This window comes from Spirillospora sp. CA-294931, from assembly GCF_050946795.1.
Lineage (GTDB): Bacteria > Actinomycetota > Actinomycetes > Streptosporangiales > Streptosporangiaceae > Spirillospora.
Genome location: NZ_CP192006.1, coordinates 8,364,474 through 8,382,970 on the forward strand (window position 1 = coordinate 8,364,474; position 18,497 = coordinate 8,382,970).

17 protein-coding genes and 1 pseudogene are annotated in these 18,497 nt (G+C 71.0%); 13 read left to right on the top strand and 5 right to left on the bottom strand.

Features of this window, described 5'->3' with window-relative positions; all coding sequences use genetic code 11:
• Positions 1-121: 121 nt before the first annotated feature.
• From ACQPY4_RS37925 to ACQPY4_RS37945, 5 genes are all read left to right on the top strand, one after another.
• Positions 122-1,237, top strand: coding sequence for a hypothetical protein (locus tag ACQPY4_RS37925; RefSeq protein WP_433329529.1), 1,116 nt, complete (start codon positions 122-124; stop codon positions 1,235-1,237).
• Positions 1,238-1,347: 110 nt separating this feature from the next.
• Positions 1,348-1,437 carry a putative leader peptide gene (locus ACQPY4_RS37930; RefSeq protein ID WP_433329531.1) on the top strand — a complete coding sequence of 30 codons (90 nt, stop codon included), beginning with the start codon at positions 1,348-1,350 and terminating at the stop codon, positions 1,435-1,437.
• Between the two features lie 317 nt (positions 1,438-1,754).
• Positions 1,755-3,596: a 2-oxoacid:acceptor oxidoreductase subunit alpha gene (locus tag ACQPY4_RS37935; protein ID WP_433329533.1), complete on the top strand. Its 1,842-nt coding sequence runs from the start codon at positions 1,755-1,757 to the stop codon at positions 3,594-3,596.
• Positions 3,589-4,662, top strand: coding sequence for a 2-oxoacid:ferredoxin oxidoreductase subunit beta (locus ACQPY4_RS37940; protein WP_433329535.1), 1,074 nt, complete (start codon positions 3,589-3,591; stop codon positions 4,660-4,662). Before ACQPY4_RS37935 ends, ACQPY4_RS37940 begins: the two co-directional genes overlap by 8 nt.
• Positions 4,663-5,455: 793 nt before the next feature.
• Entirely contained in the window at positions 5,456-6,112 is a 657-nt protein-coding gene (locus tag ACQPY4_RS37945) for a SecDF P1 head subdomain-containing protein (protein ID WP_433329537.1), read from the top strand.
• A gap of 7 nt (positions 6,113-6,119) precedes the next feature.
• On the opposite strand, the gene ACQPY4_RS37950 is transcribed toward ACQPY4_RS37945, so the two are convergent.
• Positions 6,120-7,658 carry an MDR family MFS transporter gene (locus ACQPY4_RS37950; protein WP_433329539.1) on the bottom strand — a complete coding sequence of 513 codons (1,539 nt, stop codon included), beginning with the start codon at positions 7,656-7,658 and terminating at the stop codon, positions 6,120-6,122.
• Positions 7,659-7,751: 93 nt separating this feature from the next.
• Here ACQPY4_RS37950 and ACQPY4_RS37955 point away from each other — a divergent pair, with 93 nt between their 5' ends.
• From ACQPY4_RS37955 to ACQPY4_RS37970, 4 genes are all read left to right on the top strand, one after another.
• A complete protein-coding gene (locus ACQPY4_RS37955; RefSeq protein ID WP_433329541.1) occupies positions 7,752-8,342 on the top strand; it encodes a TetR family transcriptional regulator in 591 nt (196 codons plus the stop codon).
• A 111-nt stretch (positions 8,343-8,453) separates the two neighbouring features.
• Positions 8,454-10,964, top strand: coding sequence for a CocE/NonD family hydrolase (locus ACQPY4_RS37960; RefSeq protein ID WP_433329543.1), 2,511 nt, complete (start codon positions 8,454-8,456; stop codon positions 10,962-10,964).
• Complete coding sequence (locus tag ACQPY4_RS37965) at positions 10,961-11,845, top strand: ABC transporter permease (protein WP_433329545.1); 885 nt, start codon at positions 10,961-10,963, stop codon at positions 11,843-11,845. Before ACQPY4_RS37960 ends, ACQPY4_RS37965 begins: the two co-directional genes overlap by 4 nt.
• 46 nt (positions 11,846-11,891) lie before the next feature.
• Positions 11,892-12,233, top strand: coding sequence for an MmcQ/YjbR family DNA-binding protein (locus ACQPY4_RS37970; RefSeq protein ID WP_433329547.1), 342 nt, complete (start codon positions 11,892-11,894; stop codon positions 12,231-12,233).
• A gap of 620 nt (positions 12,234-12,853) precedes the next feature.
• Here the strand turns inward: ACQPY4_RS37970 and ACQPY4_RS37975 are convergent.
• Positions 12,854-13,198, bottom strand: coding sequence for a VOC family protein (locus ACQPY4_RS37975; RefSeq protein WP_433329549.1), 345 nt, complete (start codon positions 13,196-13,198; stop codon positions 12,854-12,856).
• Positions 13,199-13,240: 42 nt separating this feature from the next.
• On the opposite strand from ACQPY4_RS37975, the gene ACQPY4_RS37980 reads away from it, so the two are divergent.
• From ACQPY4_RS37980 to ACQPY4_RS37995, 4 genes and pseudogenes are all read left to right on the top strand, one after another.
• Positions 13,241-13,744 carry a GNAT family N-acetyltransferase gene (locus ACQPY4_RS37980; protein WP_433329551.1) on the top strand — a complete coding sequence of 168 codons (504 nt, stop codon included), beginning with the start codon at positions 13,241-13,243 and terminating at the stop codon, positions 13,742-13,744.
• A 148-nt stretch (positions 13,745-13,892) separates the two neighbouring features.
• Positions 13,893-15,149 carry a sialidase family protein gene (locus ACQPY4_RS37985; RefSeq protein ID WP_433329553.1) on the top strand — a complete coding sequence of 419 codons (1,257 nt, stop codon included), beginning with the start codon at positions 13,893-13,895 and terminating at the stop codon, positions 15,147-15,149.
• 67 nt (positions 15,150-15,216) lie between these two features.
• Entirely contained in the window at positions 15,217-16,293 is a 1,077-nt protein-coding gene (locus ACQPY4_RS37990; RefSeq protein ID WP_433329555.1) for a hypothetical protein, read from the top strand.
• Positions 16,290-16,400: pseudogene (locus ACQPY4_RS37995) on the top strand (nucleotidyltransferase domain-containing protein); the annotation flags it as partial. The gene ACQPY4_RS37990 and the pseudogene ACQPY4_RS37995, both read left to right, overlap by 4 nt.
• Before the next feature lie 40 nt (positions 16,401-16,440).
• On the opposite strand, the gene ACQPY4_RS38000 reads toward ACQPY4_RS37995, so the two are convergent.
• The 3 genes from ACQPY4_RS38000 to ACQPY4_RS38010 form a co-directional block, all read right to left on the bottom strand.
• Positions 16,441-16,758, bottom strand: coding sequence for a hypothetical protein (locus ACQPY4_RS38000; RefSeq protein WP_433329557.1), 318 nt, complete (start codon positions 16,756-16,758; stop codon positions 16,441-16,443).
• A gap of 91 nt (positions 16,759-16,849) precedes the next feature.
• Positions 16,850-17,482: a peptide-methionine (S)-S-oxide reductase MsrA gene (msrA, locus tag ACQPY4_RS38005; protein ID WP_433339186.1), complete on the bottom strand. Its 633-nt coding sequence runs from the start codon at positions 17,480-17,482 to the stop codon at positions 16,850-16,852.
• 48 nt (positions 17,483-17,530) lie between these two features.
• On the bottom strand, positions 17,531-18,463 hold the full coding sequence (locus tag ACQPY4_RS38010; RefSeq protein ID WP_433329559.1) for a DUF2382 domain-containing protein: 933 nt from the start codon (positions 18,461-18,463) through the stop codon (positions 17,531-17,533).
• Between the last annotated feature and the right edge of the window lie 34 nt (positions 18,464-18,497).

Genomic DNA, 18,497 nt, shown 5'->3' on the forward strand with positions numbered 1-18,497 from the left:
AGGGGCTCTTCCCCTGGACCCCGCGGCCCCGCCGGGTACCTCTTCGCTCGCGGCGGCTCTCACCCCGCCAGGAGGAGGAGGGAAGCAGCGACGCCGCGGGTCGAGCAGGGCTCGACTGATCGTGGCCGCCGGTGTGGTGCTCCTGGTGGTGGCCGCGGTCGCCTACGGCGTGATGAGCACCGGCGACGACCCCGGTGAGAAGCGCAAGGGCCCGGACGCCGGGGCGGTGTCGGCGTGGGGGCAGCAGGCGGGCAAGCAGGTCACGGCGGTGCCCGCGCTGCTGTACACGGGGACGGTCACGGCGAGCGGCAAGCCCGCCCAGCTGCGCCTCAGCGTGACCCGCACGGGCTCGGCCACCGGGACGCTGACCGTGGCCGGGCAGCCGCCGGTGAGCCTGGTCGTCATCGACGGCGAAACCTACGTCAAGGGCGGCCCCGCGTTCTGGGCCGCATACGGGGGCGCGGGCGTCAGCCCGGAGAACTACGCCGGACGCTGGACGAAGGCGCCCGCGTCCATGCCCGGCCTGGACGTCCGCGAGGCCTTGGGATCCGACTCGATCGCCAGGGCACTGGCCAGGGCGCCCGCCAAGGCCCCGGCCGAGAACGTCGACGGGACCCCGGCCTACAAGGTCAAGACCGCCCGGGCCGACTACTTCGTGACCACGGCCGCGCCGCACCGCCTCCTGCGCGTCCAGGTGGCGGGTCAGGGCGATCCCCGGTTCGCGGTGACGGAGGTCGCCGACGCGGCGCCGATGTTCAAGGAGCTCAGGCCCCGGGTGGCGGCCCTGGGCGGCGCGCTCGACCCGGCGCTGCGGTTCCGTCCGGGACGGCTGACGTTCGTCAACTGCGACAACAACACCAGCGGCTGCACGGTCAGCGTCCCGGTCGAGATGACCGACCCCTCGGGGGCCGTGCCGGACGGGGCCCGGGCGTCGCTGCGGGCCACGATCACCTCCAAGAAGCGCTCGCTGGGCACCTGCGTGGGCGCGGGTCCGGTACCGGCCAACCGCTCGCTGGTGTTGCGCTGCACCGTGACCGGACGCGGGTGGCGCGTGTGGATGAAGAAGGCGCTCGACAGTCCCGGCGCCCACCCGTATGAGGCGCAGGCCCGTGTCCTGGGCGAGGCGGTGGCGGCCGCGGACGTCGCGAAGCTGCTGGCGATCGTCGATCGCGAGGGCGGGACGCCCCCGCCCGGGCCGCCCGTCTCGGTGAAGCCTTCTCCGAAAACGCGCAAGTAGTCGCTTACTGGCCCCGGTCGATCGTTCCTCTAAGTCCGCTGTCTATAGTTCGTGACGTGAACACCGTGCCACCGGGGAGCACCCGCCCCCCGACCTACCCTCCGCGGCTCGTGAGGCGACTCCATGTCGACCTTTGCCGCCTGGCCAGCAGCCTGTGTTCAGCTGAACTCGGGGGCCGCCCAGGCCGTACCACCGGATAGGACCTGCCCAAATCCCACGGAGTCGCGTCAACTGGCGCCCGAAGTGATACGTCTAGTGTTACGGGGCCGCGACTCCCTGGACGAGGGATGTCACATCATGACGGGCGGAACGACGGCCGCGGGCTCGTCCCGGCGGCCGGACATCAGGGACCGACGACTCCACGGCTTCAACGGGCCGGAATCGCCGTCTCCCGGGTCCCCTTACCCCCGGAAACAGCATTCCAACCCGGACATACCATGAAGGTAAGCCTAAGTAGCATCACGATCCTGGGTGCCTCCCCCGGGACGGATGCTGCGAGTCGAGGAGGTCATCCTCTGTGACCAAACAGGTCCAGCGACTCGACCGCGTCATCATCCGATTCGCCGGTGACTCCGGCGACGGCATGCAGCTGACCGGCGATCGCTTCACCCAGGAGACGGCCGCGTTCGGCAACGACCTGTCGACGCTTCCGAACTTCCCCGCCGAGATCCGCGCCCCGGCGGGCACCCTGCCCGGCGTGTCCAGCTTCCAGCTGCACTTCGCCGACCACGACATCCTCACCCCGGGCGACGCACCGAACGTGCTGGTCGCCATGAACCCGGCCGCGTTGAAGGCCAACCTCGGCGACCTCCCCCGCGGCGCCGACCTGATCGTCAACACCGACGAGTTCACCAAGCGCAACCTGGCCAAGGTCGGCTACGAGTCCAGCCCCGTCGACGACGACTCGCTCGCCGAGTACCGAGTGCACGCGCTGCCGCTGACCTCCATGACGGTGACCGCGCTGGCCGACTTCGACCTGTCGAAGAAGGACGCCGAGCGGGCCAAGAACATGTTCGCGCTCGGCCTGCTGTCGTGGCTGTACCACCGCCCCACCGAGGGGACGCTGAACTTCCTGGAGAAGAAGTTCGCCAAGAAGCCCGACATCATGAAGGCCAACATCGCCGCGTTCCAGGCGGGCTGGAGCTTCGGCGAGACCACCGAGGCGTTCTCGGTGCAGTACGAGATCAAGCCCGCCGAGCACGAGCCCGGTCTCTACCGCAACATCACCGGGAACGTTGCACTGGCCTACGGGCTGGTCGCGGCCGGTGAACGCAGCGGACTGCCGATCTACCTGGGCTCGTACCCGATCACCCCGGCGTCCGACATCCTGCACGAGCTGTCCAAGCACAAGAAGTTCGGGGTTCGAACGTTCCAGGCCGAGGACGAGATCGCCGCGGTCGGCGCCGCGCTGGGCGCCTCGTTCGGCGGGTCCCTCGGCGTGACGACCACGTCCGGGCCCGGCATCGCGCTCAAGAGCGAGACCATCGGCCTCGCGGTCGCGACCGAGCTGCCGCTGCTGGTGATCGACGTCCAGCGGGCGGGCCCGTCCACCGGGCTGCCGACCAAGACCGAACAGGCCGACCTGCTCCAGGCCATGCACGGACGCAACGGCGAGGCCCCCGTCCCGGTCATCGCGCCGCGGTCGCCCTCGGACTGCTTCGACGCCGCCCTGGAGGCCGCCCGGATCGCGGTCAAGTACCGCACGCCGGTGATCCTGCTGTCGGACGGCTACCTCGCCAACGGCTCCGAGCCCTGGAAGCTCCCGGACGTCGACTCGCTCCCGGTCATCGAGCCCGGGTTCGCCGAGCCGGACCAGGAGGACTTCCAGCCGTTCAAGCGCGATCCCGAGACGCTCGCCCGCCCCTGGGCGATCCCCGGCACCCCGGGGCTCGAACACCGCATCGGCGGGCTGGAGAAGGCCGACGGCTCGGGCAACATCTCCTACGACCCGGCCAACCACGACCTGATGGTCAGGCTCCGCCAGGCCAAGGTCGACGGGATCGCCGCGGACGTCGAGCCCCTCCACGTGGACGACCCGTCCGGCCAGGCAAAGGTGCTGATCCTGGGCTGGGGCGGCACCTTCGGCGCCATCTCGGCCGGAGTCCGCCGCGTCCGCAAGGCCGGCCACCACGTGGCCCAGGCCCACCTGCGCCACCTCAACCCGTTCCCCGCCAACATCGAGCAGATTCTCCGCTCCTACGACAAGGTGATCGTTCCGGAGATCAACCTGGGCCAGCTGGCGCTGCTGCTGCGCGGCCGGTTCCTCGTCGATGTGATCGGCTACAACCGCGTCCGCGGCCTCCCCTTCAAGGCAGAGGAACTCGCGGGCGTCATCCAGGATGTGATCGACAGTGAGTGACCACAACGGGAACGGAAACGGGAACGGGCGCAGCGCGCTCTCCCTCGTCCCCAAGACCGACCAGAAGCAGACGATGAAGGACTTCAAGACCGACCAGGAGGTGCGCTGGTGCCCCGGGTGCGGTGACTACGCGATCCTCGCGGCCGTCCAGTCCTTCCTGCCCGAACTCGGTCTGCGCCGCGAGAACATCACGTTCGTGTCGGGCATCGGCTGCTCGTCCCGGTTCCCGTATTACATGAACACCTACGGGTTCCACTCGATCCACGGGCGCGCCCCGGCGATCGCCACCGGGCTGGCCACGTCCCGTCCCGACCTGTCGGTCTGGGTGGTGACCGGCGACGGCGACGCGCTGTCGATCGGCGGCAACCACCTGATCCACGCGCTGCGCCGCAACGTCAACCTGAAGATCCTGCTCTTCAACAACCGGATCTACGGGCTGACCAAGGGCCAGTACTCCCCGACCTCCGAGGTCGGCAAGGTCACCAAGTCGACCCCGATGGGCTCGCTGGACGCCCCGTTCAACCCGCTGTCGCTCGCGATCGGCGCCGAGGGCACGTTCGTCGCCCGCACCATCGACTCCGACCGCAAGCACCTGCAGTCGGTCCTGCGCGCGGCGGCCCAGCACGAGGGCACCGCGCTGGTGGAGATCTACCAGAACTGCAACATCTTCAACGACAACGCCTTCGAGCCCCTCAAGGACGCCGACGTCCGCGACGAGATCACCGTCCGGCTGGAGGACGGCGAGCCGATCCGCTTCGGCGCCGACCGCCAGAAGGGCCTGCGCCGCACGTCCTCGGGCGGCTTCGAGGTCGTCAACGTCGCCGACGTCGACCCGTCGGAGATCGCGGTGCACAACGCGTCCGACCCGGACCCGTCCCAGGCGTTCGCGCTGACCCGCCTGGACTCCCCGGCCTTCGAGCACACCCCGATCGGCATCTTCCGCAACGTGGCCCGCCCGTCCTACGACAGCGAGCTGCGCAACCAGCTGGACGAGGCCATCGAAACCCAAGGTCGAGGCGACCTGGCGGCCCTGCTGGGCAGCGGCGACACCTGGCGGATCGACTAGCCGGAACGCACGAAAGGCCCGGTTTCCCGACCCATGGGGACCCGGGCCTTCGTACATCCGTGATAGTTCGGTTGGCCGAGTTAGGCCCACCGAACGATGTGCCCGCGCGTCCTCTCCTGAAAGACTTGGAGATCAACAGCCGCCCGGGGAGGTGCCGATGCGGGTCGTTCCGCGCCGCAACAAAGACCGCCGTCGTGCCCAGAACCCCGGGGCCGAGGAGCGCCCGGAAGCAACACCCGGCACGCCGGAGTCGAGCGCCCCCCACGGCGGCCCGCCCCCCAGCGGCAAACACGCGGCGGCAAGCGGCGCTCCCGGAGGCCGGGTGAGCGGCGAATCCCCTGGTGGCGCGCCCCCTGAGGGCGAAGCACGTCCGGGCGCGGGTACGCCGGGCGGCAAGCACGCAACGCCGGAAGGCACGGGTACACCCGGCGTGGGTGGGCCGGGCGCCGGACACAAAGCGCCGGAACGCGCGGGTGTACCGGGCAGCGGACACGCAACGCCGGAGGGCGCCGGTACGCCGGGTGCCGGTACGCCGGGAGGCGCGGGTGCATCGGGTGGCGGGCGCGTAGCGCCGGGAGGGGCGGGTGCGCCGGGTGGCGGGCTTGGGGCGCCGGGGGCCGGAGAGCGCCCGGGCGGAGCCGCGCCGCGAGGCGGCGCTCTTGGAGGCGAGACCAAGCCGGACGTACTGAGCAGCGGCGCGATTCCCGAAGGGGCGGGTTTCGGGGGCTCGCCGGTTGGGCCGGTGGCGCCTGGGCGGAGTGGGCGGCAGAAGAGGCGGCGGCGGGGGAAGCGGATGGCCGTGGGTGCGCCGGTAGAGGCGGTGCCGCTGGGCGATCCGATGGCGCGGCGGCGGGCTCGGGTCTCGGAGCGGCAGCGGTCGGCGGCGGAGGTCAAGCGGAGCCGGGCGGCGTCGCGGGGCCGGGCTCCCCTGGACCGGGCGGCGCGGGAGAACCGGACGGCGCTGGTCGTGATGGTGCTCACGCTGGGGCTCATGATCGCGACCGTGGTGGTGACCGGGAGCCTGATCGCGGCGTCGATGGACACCCGGCCGGTGGCGTTGAAGGCGCCGCTGCACGTGTATCCGGTCACGCAGACGGTGCCGGGGCAGTGTCCGGCCGGGACGCAGGGGATCACCGGCCAGACCGGTGTGGGGCTGACGTGTTACCAGCTCAGCCAGGGCATCGCGATCCGGAAGGTGACCGATCTGCGGGTGCAGAAGGCCAAGGGCGGCAGCTCGTACGACATCGCGCTGACGTTGCGGTCGACGGACAAGAAGGCGTTCGCGACGCTGACCCGGGCGACGGTCGGGCGGGATCTGGCGTTCGTGGTGCGGGAGCGGCTGGTGACGGTGCCCCGGGTCGACATGGCCATTCTGGACGGCAAGATCGTCATCACCGGTCCGGGTTCCAAGGCGGAGGCCGAGCGGCTGATGCGCGAGCTCAAGGGCTGAGCGGCCCTCAGCGGCCCCTCAGGGGGAGTTCCTTGAGGGCCAGGACGGCCAGGAAGCCCAGGAGCGCGATCGGGATGCCCACCATGAAGACGGTCTCGAGCGCTCGGGTGAAGGATTCCAGGACCAGGCCCTTGAAGGGTTCGGGGAGGTTGTGGATCTGCTCGGGCGAGCCCAGGCCGGTGCCACCGGCGGGTGGACGGACGTGGGCCGCGGCCAGGGCGGAGCTGAGCTCGGACGACAGGCGTCCGGTGAGGATGGCGCCGAACGCGGCGACGCCCATCGCGCCGCCGAGGTTGCGGAAGAAGGAGACGCCCGAGGTCGTGGCGGCCAGGTCGGCGCGGGCGGCGGCGTTCTGGACGGCCAGGATCAGGATCTGCAGGGTGAGTCCGAGGCCGGCGCCGAGGACGGCGACGTCCAGGCCGATGACCAGGGCGCTGGAATCGGTGTGCAGCCGCGACAGCAGGAACATCGCGGCGGCGACGAAGAGCAGCCCGGCGACGGGGAAGGGCTTCCAGCGTCCGGTGCGGGTGACGATCCGGCCCGACCAGGTCGAGGTGACGAACATCGTGATGACCATCGGGAGCGTCATCAGGCCGGACGCGGTCGGGCTCATGCCCTTCACGATCTGGAGGTACTGCGGCAGGTAGATCATCCCGCCGAACATCGCGGCGCCGACGCACAGTGAGGCGGTGGCGGCCAGGGCGAACGTCCGGTCGCGGAAGAGGCGGGGCGGCAGGATGGGCTCGGTGGCGCGGCGCTCGGCGACCACGGCGAGGGCGAGCAGGACGACGGCGGTCGCGATCAGCGCGACGGTCCACGGGGAGTTCCAGTCGAACTCCTTGCCGCCCAGCGAGAGGACGAGCATCGCGGCGGTGGCGCTGCCGGTGATGGTGAAGGCGCCGAAGAGGTCGAGCCGGGTGTCGCGCCTGATCCTGGGGAGCTTGAGCACCCGCTGGATGATCAGGAACGCGACCAGGGCGAGCGGGACGCAGACGTAGAAGCACCAGCGCCAGCCGAGGGCGTCGGCGTCCACGATGAAGCCGCCGAGCAGCGGGCCCGCGACGGTGGCGACGCCGAAGGTGGCGCCCATGTAGCCGGCGTAGCGGCCGCGTTCGCGGGGCGGGACGACGTCGCCGAGGATCACCTGGGCCAGGGCCGAGAGACCGCCGACGCCCAGGCCCTGGACGGCGCGGGCCGCGATGAGCTGGCCGATGTTCTGCGAGAGCCCGGCCCCCACCGAGGCCAGGACGAACACCAGCAGCGCGGTCTGGAACATCAGCTTGCGGCCGAAGATGTCCGAGAGCTTGCCCCACAGGGGCGTGGACGCCGTCATGGTCAGCAGGGACGCGCTGGCGACCCAGGCCAGCTGGTCCTGGCCGCCGAGGTCGCCGACGATCGTGGGCAGGGCCGTGCCCACCACCGAGGTGGAGACCATCGCGGTCAGCATGGCGACCATCAGCCCGGCCAGGATCTCCAGGATCTGGCGGTGGGTGTAGCGCCGTGGTTCCGGTTCGGTGCCGGTCACCCCCTTGGTCGCCGCGTCCACCTGTGCCACCCTTTGCCCCCCGAAAGTTACCTGTGCTTTGCACGCATCCTATGTATGCGTGTGTTTACTTGCAAGCGACGGGATACTGGGACGATGGAGACCATCCGGCGGACGGGCGAGGACGACGCCCCGGAACGGCCCCGGCGCGATCGGGAGGCGACCCGCAGGCGAATTCTCGGTGCCGCCCGCGACCTGTTCGGCGAGCACGGGTACGACGGCGTCACCGTGCGCATGATCGCCCTGGAGTCGGGGGCCAACATGGCGCTCGTCAACCGGTACTTCGGGTCCAAGGCCGGGCTGTTCGGCGAGGTCCTGGCCGGTGAGTGGACGATCGAGAAGGTGATCACCGAGGGCTCGGGGCCGCTCCCCCGGCGGCTGGCCGAGCACTTCGTCCGGCAACTGCACCGTGGCGGCCCGTCGCCGACGACGCGGATGCTCGACCGGTCGGTCGGCAACGCCGAGGTGCGCGAGATCGTGGGCCGTCATCTGGAGAAGGCGCTGGTCGGGCCGCTGGCCGCGCAACTCGGCGGCGCGGACGCGCGCGCCCGCGCGACGCTGGTGACCACGCTCATCCTGGGCACCGGGCCGGTGCGGCGGCTGCTGGGGCTCGACGATCTGCGCGACGCGCCGCCCGACGCGCTCACCGACCGCCTGACCTCGATGTTCGAGGCCGCGCTCCGGTAGGCCGTACCCCCACGGATGTAGCCGCGACGCCCGCCGTACAGCAGCGGGCGCAGCCGCGTTCCGCTACGGGGTGGAGGGCTGGGTTCACCCGAGCCGCATAGGCTTCAGCCCATGAGGCTGGGGGGAGCGCGCAAGCTCCGGGAGCGGTGGGACAAGGCCGGCAAGGTCACGCGCTGGACGGCCGCGGCGGGCGCCGCGGTGGTCCTGGCCGCGGGCGGCGTGGCGTTCGCCGCCGCCGACGCGCCCGCGTCCGTCGACCGGACCGACCAGCGCATCGACGTGGTCGACGGCCCGAAGGACGATCAGCGCGTGACGCTCGACACGACCTTCTACCGTCCGGTCGGGCGCGAGAAGGGCCCGGCGGTGCTGATCGGGCACGGGTTCGGCGGCTCCAAGCACGACGTCCGCACCGAGGCCGAGGAGCTGGCCCGCGACGGGTACGCGGTGCTGGCCTGGTCGGCGCGCGGCTTCGGCGCCTCGACCGGGGAGATCGCGCTCAACTCGCCCGACTACGAGGTCAAGGACGTCAAGCAGCTGATCGACTGGCTGGCCAAGCGTCCCGAGGTGCGGCTCGACGGGCCCGGCGACCCCAGGCTGGGGATGACCGGCGAGTCCTACGGCGGCGCCATCGCGCTGATGACCGCCGCGCACGACCCCCGGGTGGACGCGATCGTCCCGCAGATCACCTGGAGCGACCTGGCCGACGCCCTGTTCCCCGACGCGGCGGGCGGCGGCGCGTCCAACGGGGTGTTCAAGAAGCTCTGGGCCGGGACGTTCTTCACCAGCGGCGCCAAGGAGACGGCGTGCGGCCGCTTCCTGCCGTCGCTGTGCGACATGTACCAGAAGCTCGCCGAGACCGGGACGCCCAACCCGGAGGCGATCGAGACCCTGCGCCGGTCCAGCCCCGCCACGTTCGCGGACAGGATCAAGGCGCCGACGCTGCTGGTGCAGGGCCAGTCCGACTCGCTGTTCCCGCTCGACCAGTCCGACGCCAACGCCCGGCTGATCGCCCGCAACGGGACGCCGGTCTCGATGGTGTGGTTCCAGGGCGGGCACGACGGCGGCGACCCCGAGACCAAGCGCGTGCGCGGGCTGACCCACGACTGGTTCGACCAGCGGCTGCGCGGCGGCTCCGGCTCCAAGGTGGACGCCTTCACCGTCACCCGCGCGGGCGGCATCGACTCCTCCACGCAGGAGGTCGTGGTCGAGGCCGCCAACGCCTCGTCCTACCCGGGGCTGAGCGCGTCCCCGCGTGCGTTCTCCCTCACCGGACGCGAGCAGACCATCCACAACCCGGCGGGCGGCTCCCCCACCTCGATCTCGGCGCTGCCCGGCCTCGGCGCGCTGGGCAGCCTCGGCGGGCTCGGCGGCGGCGCGATCGGCGCGGAGTTCCCGGTGGACATGCCGGGGCAGGCCGCGACGTTCGACGGCCCCAAGCTCGACCAGCCGTTCCGCCTCACCGGCGCCGCCACCATCCGGATCAAGGTGACGGGGCCGGGCGACGTCCCGCTGTTCGCCAAGCTGTACGACGTGGGCCCCGGGGGCGCGGCCCCGGCCAGGCGCCTGGCCGCCCCGCTGCGCGTGCCCAAGGCCGACAAGGGCGCCGAGGCCACGGTGACGCTCCCGGCGATGGACTACCGGTTCGACCGGGGGCACCGCCTGCGGCTCGTCCTGGCCACGACCGACATGGGCTTCGCCACCCCGGCCAAGCCCGCGAGCTACAAGGTGCAGGTCACCGGCGCGCTGAGCGCCCCGACCGTGACCACCCTGGAGACGCTGCCCACCCCGATCCCGGCCTGGGTGTGGGTGCTGCCGCTGGCGGGCCTGGCGATCGCGGCGGGCCTGGTGCTGACCGGGCCCGGACGCCGGGGCAAGGCGTCGGAGGAGTTCGAGGAGTCGCTGGCGGGCGTCCCGCTGGAGATCACCGGGCTCACCAAGGCGTACGCCAACGGGTTCGTCGCCGTCTCCGACCTGTCGTTCCGGGTGGAGAAGGGGCAGGTCCTCGGCCTGCTCGGGCCGAACGGCGCGGGCAAGACCACCTCCCTGCGGATGCTGATGGGCCTGATCCATCCCGACTCCGGCGAGATCCGGATCTTCGGGCACAAGGTGACGCCCGGCGCGCCCGTCCTGTCGCGGCTCGGCTCGTTCGTCGAGGGCCCGGGATTCCTGCCGCACCTGACCGGACGCGACAACCTCGACCTCTACTGGCGCGCCACGGGACGTCCCGCCGGTGACTCGCATGTGGACGAGGCGCTGGAGATCGCCGACCTCGGCGCCGCGCTCGACCGCGCCGTCCGGACGTACTCGCAGGGCATGCGGCAGCGGCTGGCGATCGCGCAGGCCATGCTCGGCCTGCCCGACCTGCTGGTGCTCGACGAGCCGACCAACGGGCTCGACCCGCCCCAGATCCGCGAGATGCGCGAGGTGCTGGTGCGCTACGCCGAGACCGGCCGGACGGTCATCGTCTCCAGCCATCTGCTCGCCGAGGTCGAGCAGACCTGCACGCACGCCGTGGTCATGTCGCGCGGACGGCGCGTGGCCGCCGGGCCGGTCAGCGAGATCGTCGGCTCGGGCCGCCGCCTTGAGGACGCGTTCCTGGAGATCATCGGAGATGGATCATGAGCACGACCGCACCGCTGAACGGCGAGCGGACCGCCACGGCCACCGCGGCCGGAAGCGGCTACGCCATCGGCCGGACGCTCCCGCTCCGGGTGGAGATCGTCCGGCAGTTCCGGCGCCGCCGGACGCTGTTCGCGTTCGCCGTCCTGCTCGTCCTGCCGTGGATCCTGGTCGGCGCGTTCAAGGTCGGCGGCGACCCGGGCCCCGACGAGGCGCCCGGCCTGGTCGACGTGGCGACGTCCAGCGCGCTCAACTTCGCGCTGTTCGCGCTGTTCATCGCGATGGGATTCCTGCTGGTGGTGGCGGTCGCGCTGTTCTGCGGCGACACCGTGGCCAGCGAGGCGGGCTGGTCGTCGCTGCGCTACCTGCTGGCGGCTCCCGTCCCGAGGGCGCGGCTGCTGCGGCAGAAGCTGATCGTGGCGCTCGGGTACGCGGCGGTCGCGGTGATCAGCCTGCCGCTGATGGCGCTGGTCGCGGGCACGGCCGGGTTCGGCTGGGGCCCGGTCGAGATGCCCACCGGCGGCTCGGTCGAGACCGGGACGGCGCTCGGCCGCATGGGGATCATCATCGGGTACGCGCTGATCGGCCAGCTGGTGGTCGCGGCGCTGGCGTTCCTGCTGTCGGTCACCACCGACTCCCCGCTCGGCGCGGTGGGCGGCGCGGTCGGGCTGGTGATCGTCAGCAACATCCTGGACGCGGTGACCGCGCTCGGGTCGTGGCGCGACTTCCTGCCGACGCACTGGATGTACGCCTGGATGGACGCCCTCCAGCCCGAGATCCAGTGGACCGGCATGGCCAAGGGCACGGCGATCTCGGTCACCTACTCGGCCGTCCTGCTGGCGCTGGCGTTCCGCAGGTTCCGGAGTCGCGACGTCGTATCGTAAGGTGGCTCACCGCCGAAATGTCGGTGTGACGTGGTCTTATAGGCACATGAGCGACCCGGATACCGCACGAGACTTCGCCCTGAGCCTGCCCGGAACCGAGGAACGGATCTCCTGGGGCATGCCCACGTTCCGGTTGCGCAAGGGCATGTTCGCCGCGCTGCCCGACAGTGAGCGGCCCCATCTGGCGTTCCGGTTCCCGATGGAGGAGCGGCCCGCGATGTTGCTCGCCGAGCCGGACAAGTTTTTCATCCGCGAGGGTCACGACCCGAAGTACAACTGGCTGCGCGTGCACCTCGACGCCATCGACGACGAGGAGCTCCGCGCCATCCTCGTCGACTCCTGGCGCCAGGTCGCGCCCAAGAAACTTCAGGCCGAGTATGACAAGTAACTACTCCACGCGTCCCGTCCGACACAGAGTGCGATATCGGGTTATGGAAAATCGGTCGAACGGGCCGAGGTTGTCGCATAAGCTCGCTGAACCTCACGTCCGGCAGGCGCGTCAGACAAAGTGAGCACGACATCGGCTCGATCGGCGGGTTAACGCTCGCCGTAACGGGGGAGATGATCACCATGGCACGGCAGCAGCTCATCAAGCGCCCCAGACCGCCACGTCAACCCGGCCCGCTCGATCTCCGCACGCCATCCGGACGTCTCCTGCCGTACTGAGCGCAGAACTCCTCCCGCCTCCCGCGGGGTCCGACAAGCCCGCAGGGCCTCCCTTCCCGGAGGCCCTGCGGGCTTTTCACTGGCCAACGCACGCACCCACCGCTCGCCGGTGACGAGAGGCTCTGCGCTGGTTCACCACGTTGACGACGTGACCGGCGAGGTCCCGCGCAAGCACTCGCGGACGCGCCCCGCCGCGCATCGGCGGCCAGAGGCCCCGCGGGCTCTCCGGTGCTCAGCGTGGTCCACTACGTGGACGACGTGACCGGCGAGGTCTCGCGCAAGCATTCGCGGACGCGCCCCGCCGCGTGTCGGCGGCGAGAGGCCTCGCGGGCTCTCCGGTGCTCAGCGGTGGTTCACCACGTTGACGACGTGGCCGTCGGGGTCCTTCACGAAGAACCTGCGGACGCCCCACGGCTCGTCGGTGAGCGGATAGACGATCTCCGCGCCCGCCTCGACCATGGCGGCGTGCGCCGCGTCGACATCGCCGACCTCGACGCTGAGATCGGGCTGCGGGCCGGTGGCGTCCGGGCCGAACAGCAGGATCTGGGCGGTGGGGTTGGTGGGCGAGGCCAGGTTCACGACCCAGCCCAGGTTCATGACCTCCTCGAAGCCGAGCGCCTCGTAGAAGCCCCGGCTCGCGGCGAGGTCGGCGGCCCGCAGGTCGGGAACCGCCCGGCGGATGTCCATGCGCGTCTCCAATCCGTCCTCCCCCGGAGGCACAATCCGATCATGACCGAACTGGAGACCGAACGTCTCGTCCTGCGCCCCCTCACCGGCGACGACTTCGACGACTACGCCGCGATGCTGGCCGACCCGCAGGTCGCGGGCGGTCTCGCCGAGACGGTGGGCACCTCCCCGTCCGACGCCTGGCGGAGCCTGGCCACCTTCATCGGCCACCGCGAGATCCGCGGCTTCTCGCACTGGGCGGTGGTGGAGAAATCCACCGGCCGCTTCGCCGGACGCGCCGGGCCCTGGCGCCCGCACGGCTTCCCCGGCCTGGGCGTCGGCTGGTGCCTGGCCCGCGCGCACTGGGGCAAGGGGTACGCCACCGAGGCCGCGCGGGCGGCCCTGGCGTACTGCTTCACCGAGCTGGACGCCGACGAGGTCATCTCGGTCATCACCCCGGCCAACCGCCGCTCCGTCGCCGTCGCCGAGCGGATCGGGCACCGGCATCTGCGCGACACCGAATACCGAGGCCAGGCCGTCCACATCTACGGCCAGCGGCGCCCCTGATTGTGGACAATCCCACCCTCCCGCGATGTCACACTCCCTCGACCAGGCGCTTCATGATCATCGGCGGGGGAGAGCCCGCTTCCCGTTCACCGGCGGCGGCTAGATTCGCGGGCTCAACCAGTCAAGGGCGGTACTTGGAGGGTTATTCGTGGCCATTGCCAGAAGGCGCGCCGTCATCGTCGCCGGTGCCCTGGTGTCCACCGCCATCGCGGGGACGACGACGGCCGGTGCGGCGGAGGACCCGGCGGCGTCCGCCCCGCAGTCGCACACCGCCTCGGTCCTGTTCAAGGGCGAGTTCAAGGAGAGCCTGAACGGCGTCTCGTACCACACGTTCCGCATCCCGGCGATCACTCGCACCACCGACGGGACGCTGCTGGCCTTCGCCGAGGGACGGGCCAAGAGCAACAAGGACTACGGCAACGTCAACCTGCTCTACAAGCGCAGCACCGACCAGGGCAAGACCTGGTCGTCGCTCAAGGAGGCCGTGGGAGCCGGGATGGGGACGTGGGGCAACCCGACCCCCGTCATCGACCGCTCCACCGGCACCATCTGGCTGTTCCTGTCGTGGAACGCCCACGACAAGAGCCAGAAGGGCGGCCCGAACCCCGACACGGGCGAGCCCACCACCGCGATCACCAAGTGGGGCGAGCGCCGGACGTTCGTCATGAAGAGCGATGACGACGGCCAGAGCTTCACCGGCCTGGACGGCTCGTCCTCCCCGACCGACATGACCGAGGCGCTGCTGCCCAAGACCAAGGCCGACGGCAAGGACTGGGCCTGGGACGCGATGGGCCCCGGCAACGGGATCCAGACCTCGGGCGGCGTGCTGATCATCCCGGCCCAGCACCGCAACATCTACAGCACCGACCACGGCAGGACCTGGCACGTCCAGAAGCTCGCCGAGGACACCAGCGAGGCGACGATCACCGAACTGGCCGACAGGACGCTGTACCGCAACGACCGCGCGACCACGGCCGCCGACGCCCAGGCCGAGCGGCGCTGGGTCTCCCGGGGGACGAGCGTCACCAGCCCCTTCTCCGCGTTCACCCCGGACCAGAAGCTGCTGGATCCGATGATGCAGGCGTCGGTTCTGCAGTACAACACCGACGCCCCGGCCCGCACGATCTTCCTCAACTCGGCCGACACCGGGTCACGCCTGCACATGCGCGCCCGCATCAGCTACGACAACGCCAGGACCTGGCCCCGCAGCCGTCCCCTCTCCGACGGCCCCGACCCGGTCGGCGGCGGCTCCGAGGGCGGCTACTCCAGCATGACCAAGACGTCCGACTGGCACATCGGCGCCCTGGTCGAGACCAACTTGAACAACGGGAGCAACGGCGCCCCGCACGCCCTGGTGTTCCGCAAGTTCAACCTCTCCTGGATCCTGCACGGCTGCGCCTGCTAGGGCCTTGCCGCGGCTCCCGATCGTCCCGCGACGGTCGGGAGCCGCTCTGTTCCGGAAGAATCGGGCCATGCCCATTCCCCACCTGTCGGACCCCGCGTTCTGGTCGGCGTACCTCTTCGAGGACGAGAACGACGCGCTCCTCGGCGAGGAGCAGGACCAGGAGATCCCCTTCATGCTGGACGACGGCCTCGGGCTCGTCCTCGACGTGGGGATCTCGGCCGGGTACCACTCCCTGGCCCTGGTGGCCCCCGGGCTGGACGAACCGGCCGAGGTCGCGTGGGACGACCAGGCCCACTGGCATCCGCATCTCTTCCGCTGGTCCGAACTCGATCTGTTCTGCCGCGCCCTGGCCCTGCGCGACCCGTCGCTCCCCCACCCCGGCGCGCCCCTCGCCCTGCTGTCCCGCTTCGCGTTCCTCACCTACGGCGACGACCTGGACGCCATCACCCCGCTCCTGGAGGCGGCGTTCGCCCGTCTCAAGCCCGCGGACGCTCCCGACTGGCCGTCCGCCCGGGACTGGTTCGACCGGCGCGACCTGCGTTCCAGCGCCGTGACCTGGGACGAGAACGACGGCCACTGGACCGTCCGGCAGGACGACGACCACTACGGCCTGTACAGCCTGCGCACGGAGGACAACGAGGACTTCCCGTTCACCCAGTGGGCCACCCTGATGGCCCGGGCGGAGGAGGTCGTCCAGACCGCGACCGCGTCCTGGCGGGCCCCCCTCACCGCCGAGAACCCGGTCGAACTCGCCTGGCAGGCCGAGGAGCTGAACGGCCTGCCGAGAGGCGCCCACATCGCCAGCACCTTCGGCCCGAGCCCGCTGGCCACGGCCACCACCCACGACCTCGACCTGTGCGTCCCCGGCGACGCGGGCGCACTCGCCGTGAAGGACGCCATCGCGGCGGCCCTGGCCCCCGGGAAGCTCGGCGCCGCCGCCATCACCGGCTCGATCATGACCAAGGACACGGCCACCGATTCCTACATCACCAAAGAGACCACGGTGAGCATCAGCGTCCGCGACGACCTGACGCGAGCCGTCCGCATCATCGCCGAGGTGCTGGGCTCCCACCACGTGACCGGCGCGAAGCTGACACACTCCTCACCACCCGTCGAGATCCCGCTGGAAACGGACCCCGTATGAACGAGCAGCACTTCGCCGCCCGGCTGGCCGGGCTCGCGGGCGTCCGGGCGGTGACGCTCGGCGGCTCGCGCGCCCAGGGCACCCACCCGGAGAGCGACTGGGACCTGCCGCGTCCGGCCTACCCCGAGGCCCTGTTCGCGTCGGTCCCTACAGAGCCTGCCGGACGGCGGGATTCGAGCGGCGCAGCAGGCGCATGACCCGGGTGGCCAGCGCCGCGTAGGCGATGCCCGCCCCGATGGACACCGGCAGCGCCAGGACCTCGGAGTGCCCGTCCACCAGCGGATCCTGCCAGTGCGTCAGGTAGATGTACAGGGTGGCGCCCGCGAGTAGGCCCGCGAGGCGGTTGAGGCTCGATTCCTTGAAAGGCGAAGGGCCCCTACCTCGGCTGATCTTGTAACTCTGGGCCTTGGTCTTCTCGGGTCTGGGGGGCGGAGCCCCCCACAGGGGTTTGGGGCGGAGCCCCAAAGGGGGCTGTCCGAGCGGAGCGAGGGCCTTGCCTTTGAGGGGCGCGGGGTGGAGCGACGATTGAGAGTGTCGAGGGACGAGGGTCTTTGGCTTAGTTGGTGGGGGCTACTCCTGTGGGGCAGGAGAGGCCGGTGCCGCCTAGGCCGCAGTAGCCGCTCGGGTTCTTGGTGTCCGAGAGGTACTGCTGGTGGTAGGGCTCGGCGAAGTAGAAGTCGGGGGCCTTGGTTAGTTCGGTGGTTATGGGGCCGTAGCCGTTGGCTGTCAGGACTTGCTGGTAGGACTGTTTGGAGGCTTCGGCGGTCTTCTGCTGGGCTTCGGTGCGGTAGAAGATGGCGGAGCGGTATTGGGTGCCGACGTCGTTGCCCTGGCGCATGCCCTGGGTGGGGTCGTGGGCTTCCCAGAAGACCTTCAGGAGGTCGGCGTAGGTGACCTGGGCCGGGTCGTAGACGACGCGGACGGATTCGGTGTGGCCGGTCAGGCCGGCGCAGACCTCTTCGTAGGTGGGGTTGGGCGTGTAGCCGCCCTGGTAGCCGACGGCGGTGGAGAGGACCCCGGGGGTCTGCCAGAACTTGCGTTCGGCGCCCCAGAAGCAGCCGAGGGCGAACTCGGCGATCTCGGCTCCGTCGGGGTAGGGCGGCGCGAGCGGGCCGCCGAGGACCTCGTGGCGAGGCGGGACGGCGATGGGCTCGTCGCGGCCGGGCAGTGCCCGGTCCGGCGTGATCATCTCGGTCTTGGCGAACACACCTTGCAGGCTACTGCCCGGCCGCGAATGTCAGCGGGTGGCCGACGAACCTCTTGTCCTGGCCTGTGAGGACGGCTGGGACGGGATGTCGACCTTGTCGACCTCGATGCGCTCCTTGGCCAGGGTCTCGCGCACCTTCTCGTGGGTCTCGGTCATCTTGCGACGCAGCCGGACCCGCTCGACGGGAATGGAGACCTTGGTCACGATGAGGCGCTCGCGGTGCAGGATCATCTCCTGCTCGTCCTGGACCATCTCGTGGGTGGCGGGACGGCCGTCCTTGATCGGCTCCCGGATCACCTCGTAGTCCTCGGACATGCACGCGACCGTCTGCTCGAACGGCTCGCTCTCGATGACCTTGCGGATCCGGACGCGGCCGGCCTCCTCCTGCTCCTTGGCGACGCTCATCCGCTGCTCGTAGCGGACGACCTCGACATCGCCGGAGGCGGAGGCCGAGGCCGAGGCCGCCTGCTGGCGGCCCTGGGTCACACGTCCCGTGCCCGCGGCCGTGCTCGTGCTCGCGGCGGCCGGAGCGGCCGTGGGCCGCTGCGCGGTGCTGGCCGTCGGGCGCGGAGCGGACTGCTTCGAGCCCGCCATCGGCGAGGCCCCCGGCTTCATGCCGGAGGCCTGTTGGCTCTGCTGCGTGAGCATGGCGCCGTGCGGGCCCCGGCCGTAGTGCCGGACGAGCATCTCCTCGTCGGGAGCGGTCAGCCCGTCGTCGAGGTCGACGTGCGGGCTCTCCCGGACGATGTTGCGGCCCATGGGCATCATGATCTTGCCTTCGGCGCTGCGCGCCCCCGCGTACGGTGCGACCCGTTCACGCATGCCGAACAGGCCGGACTTGAGTACGAGCCACTCTGGCTCCCCGGTCCCCTCGGCCCCGATGATCTGCGATACCGTGCCGATTTCCTCGCCGTCGTTGCCGACGACCTGCATGCCGATGAGGCCACTGTCCTGAGTCGTCATGGCGTATCTCCCCCCTGGGATTCCACGAAGTGTC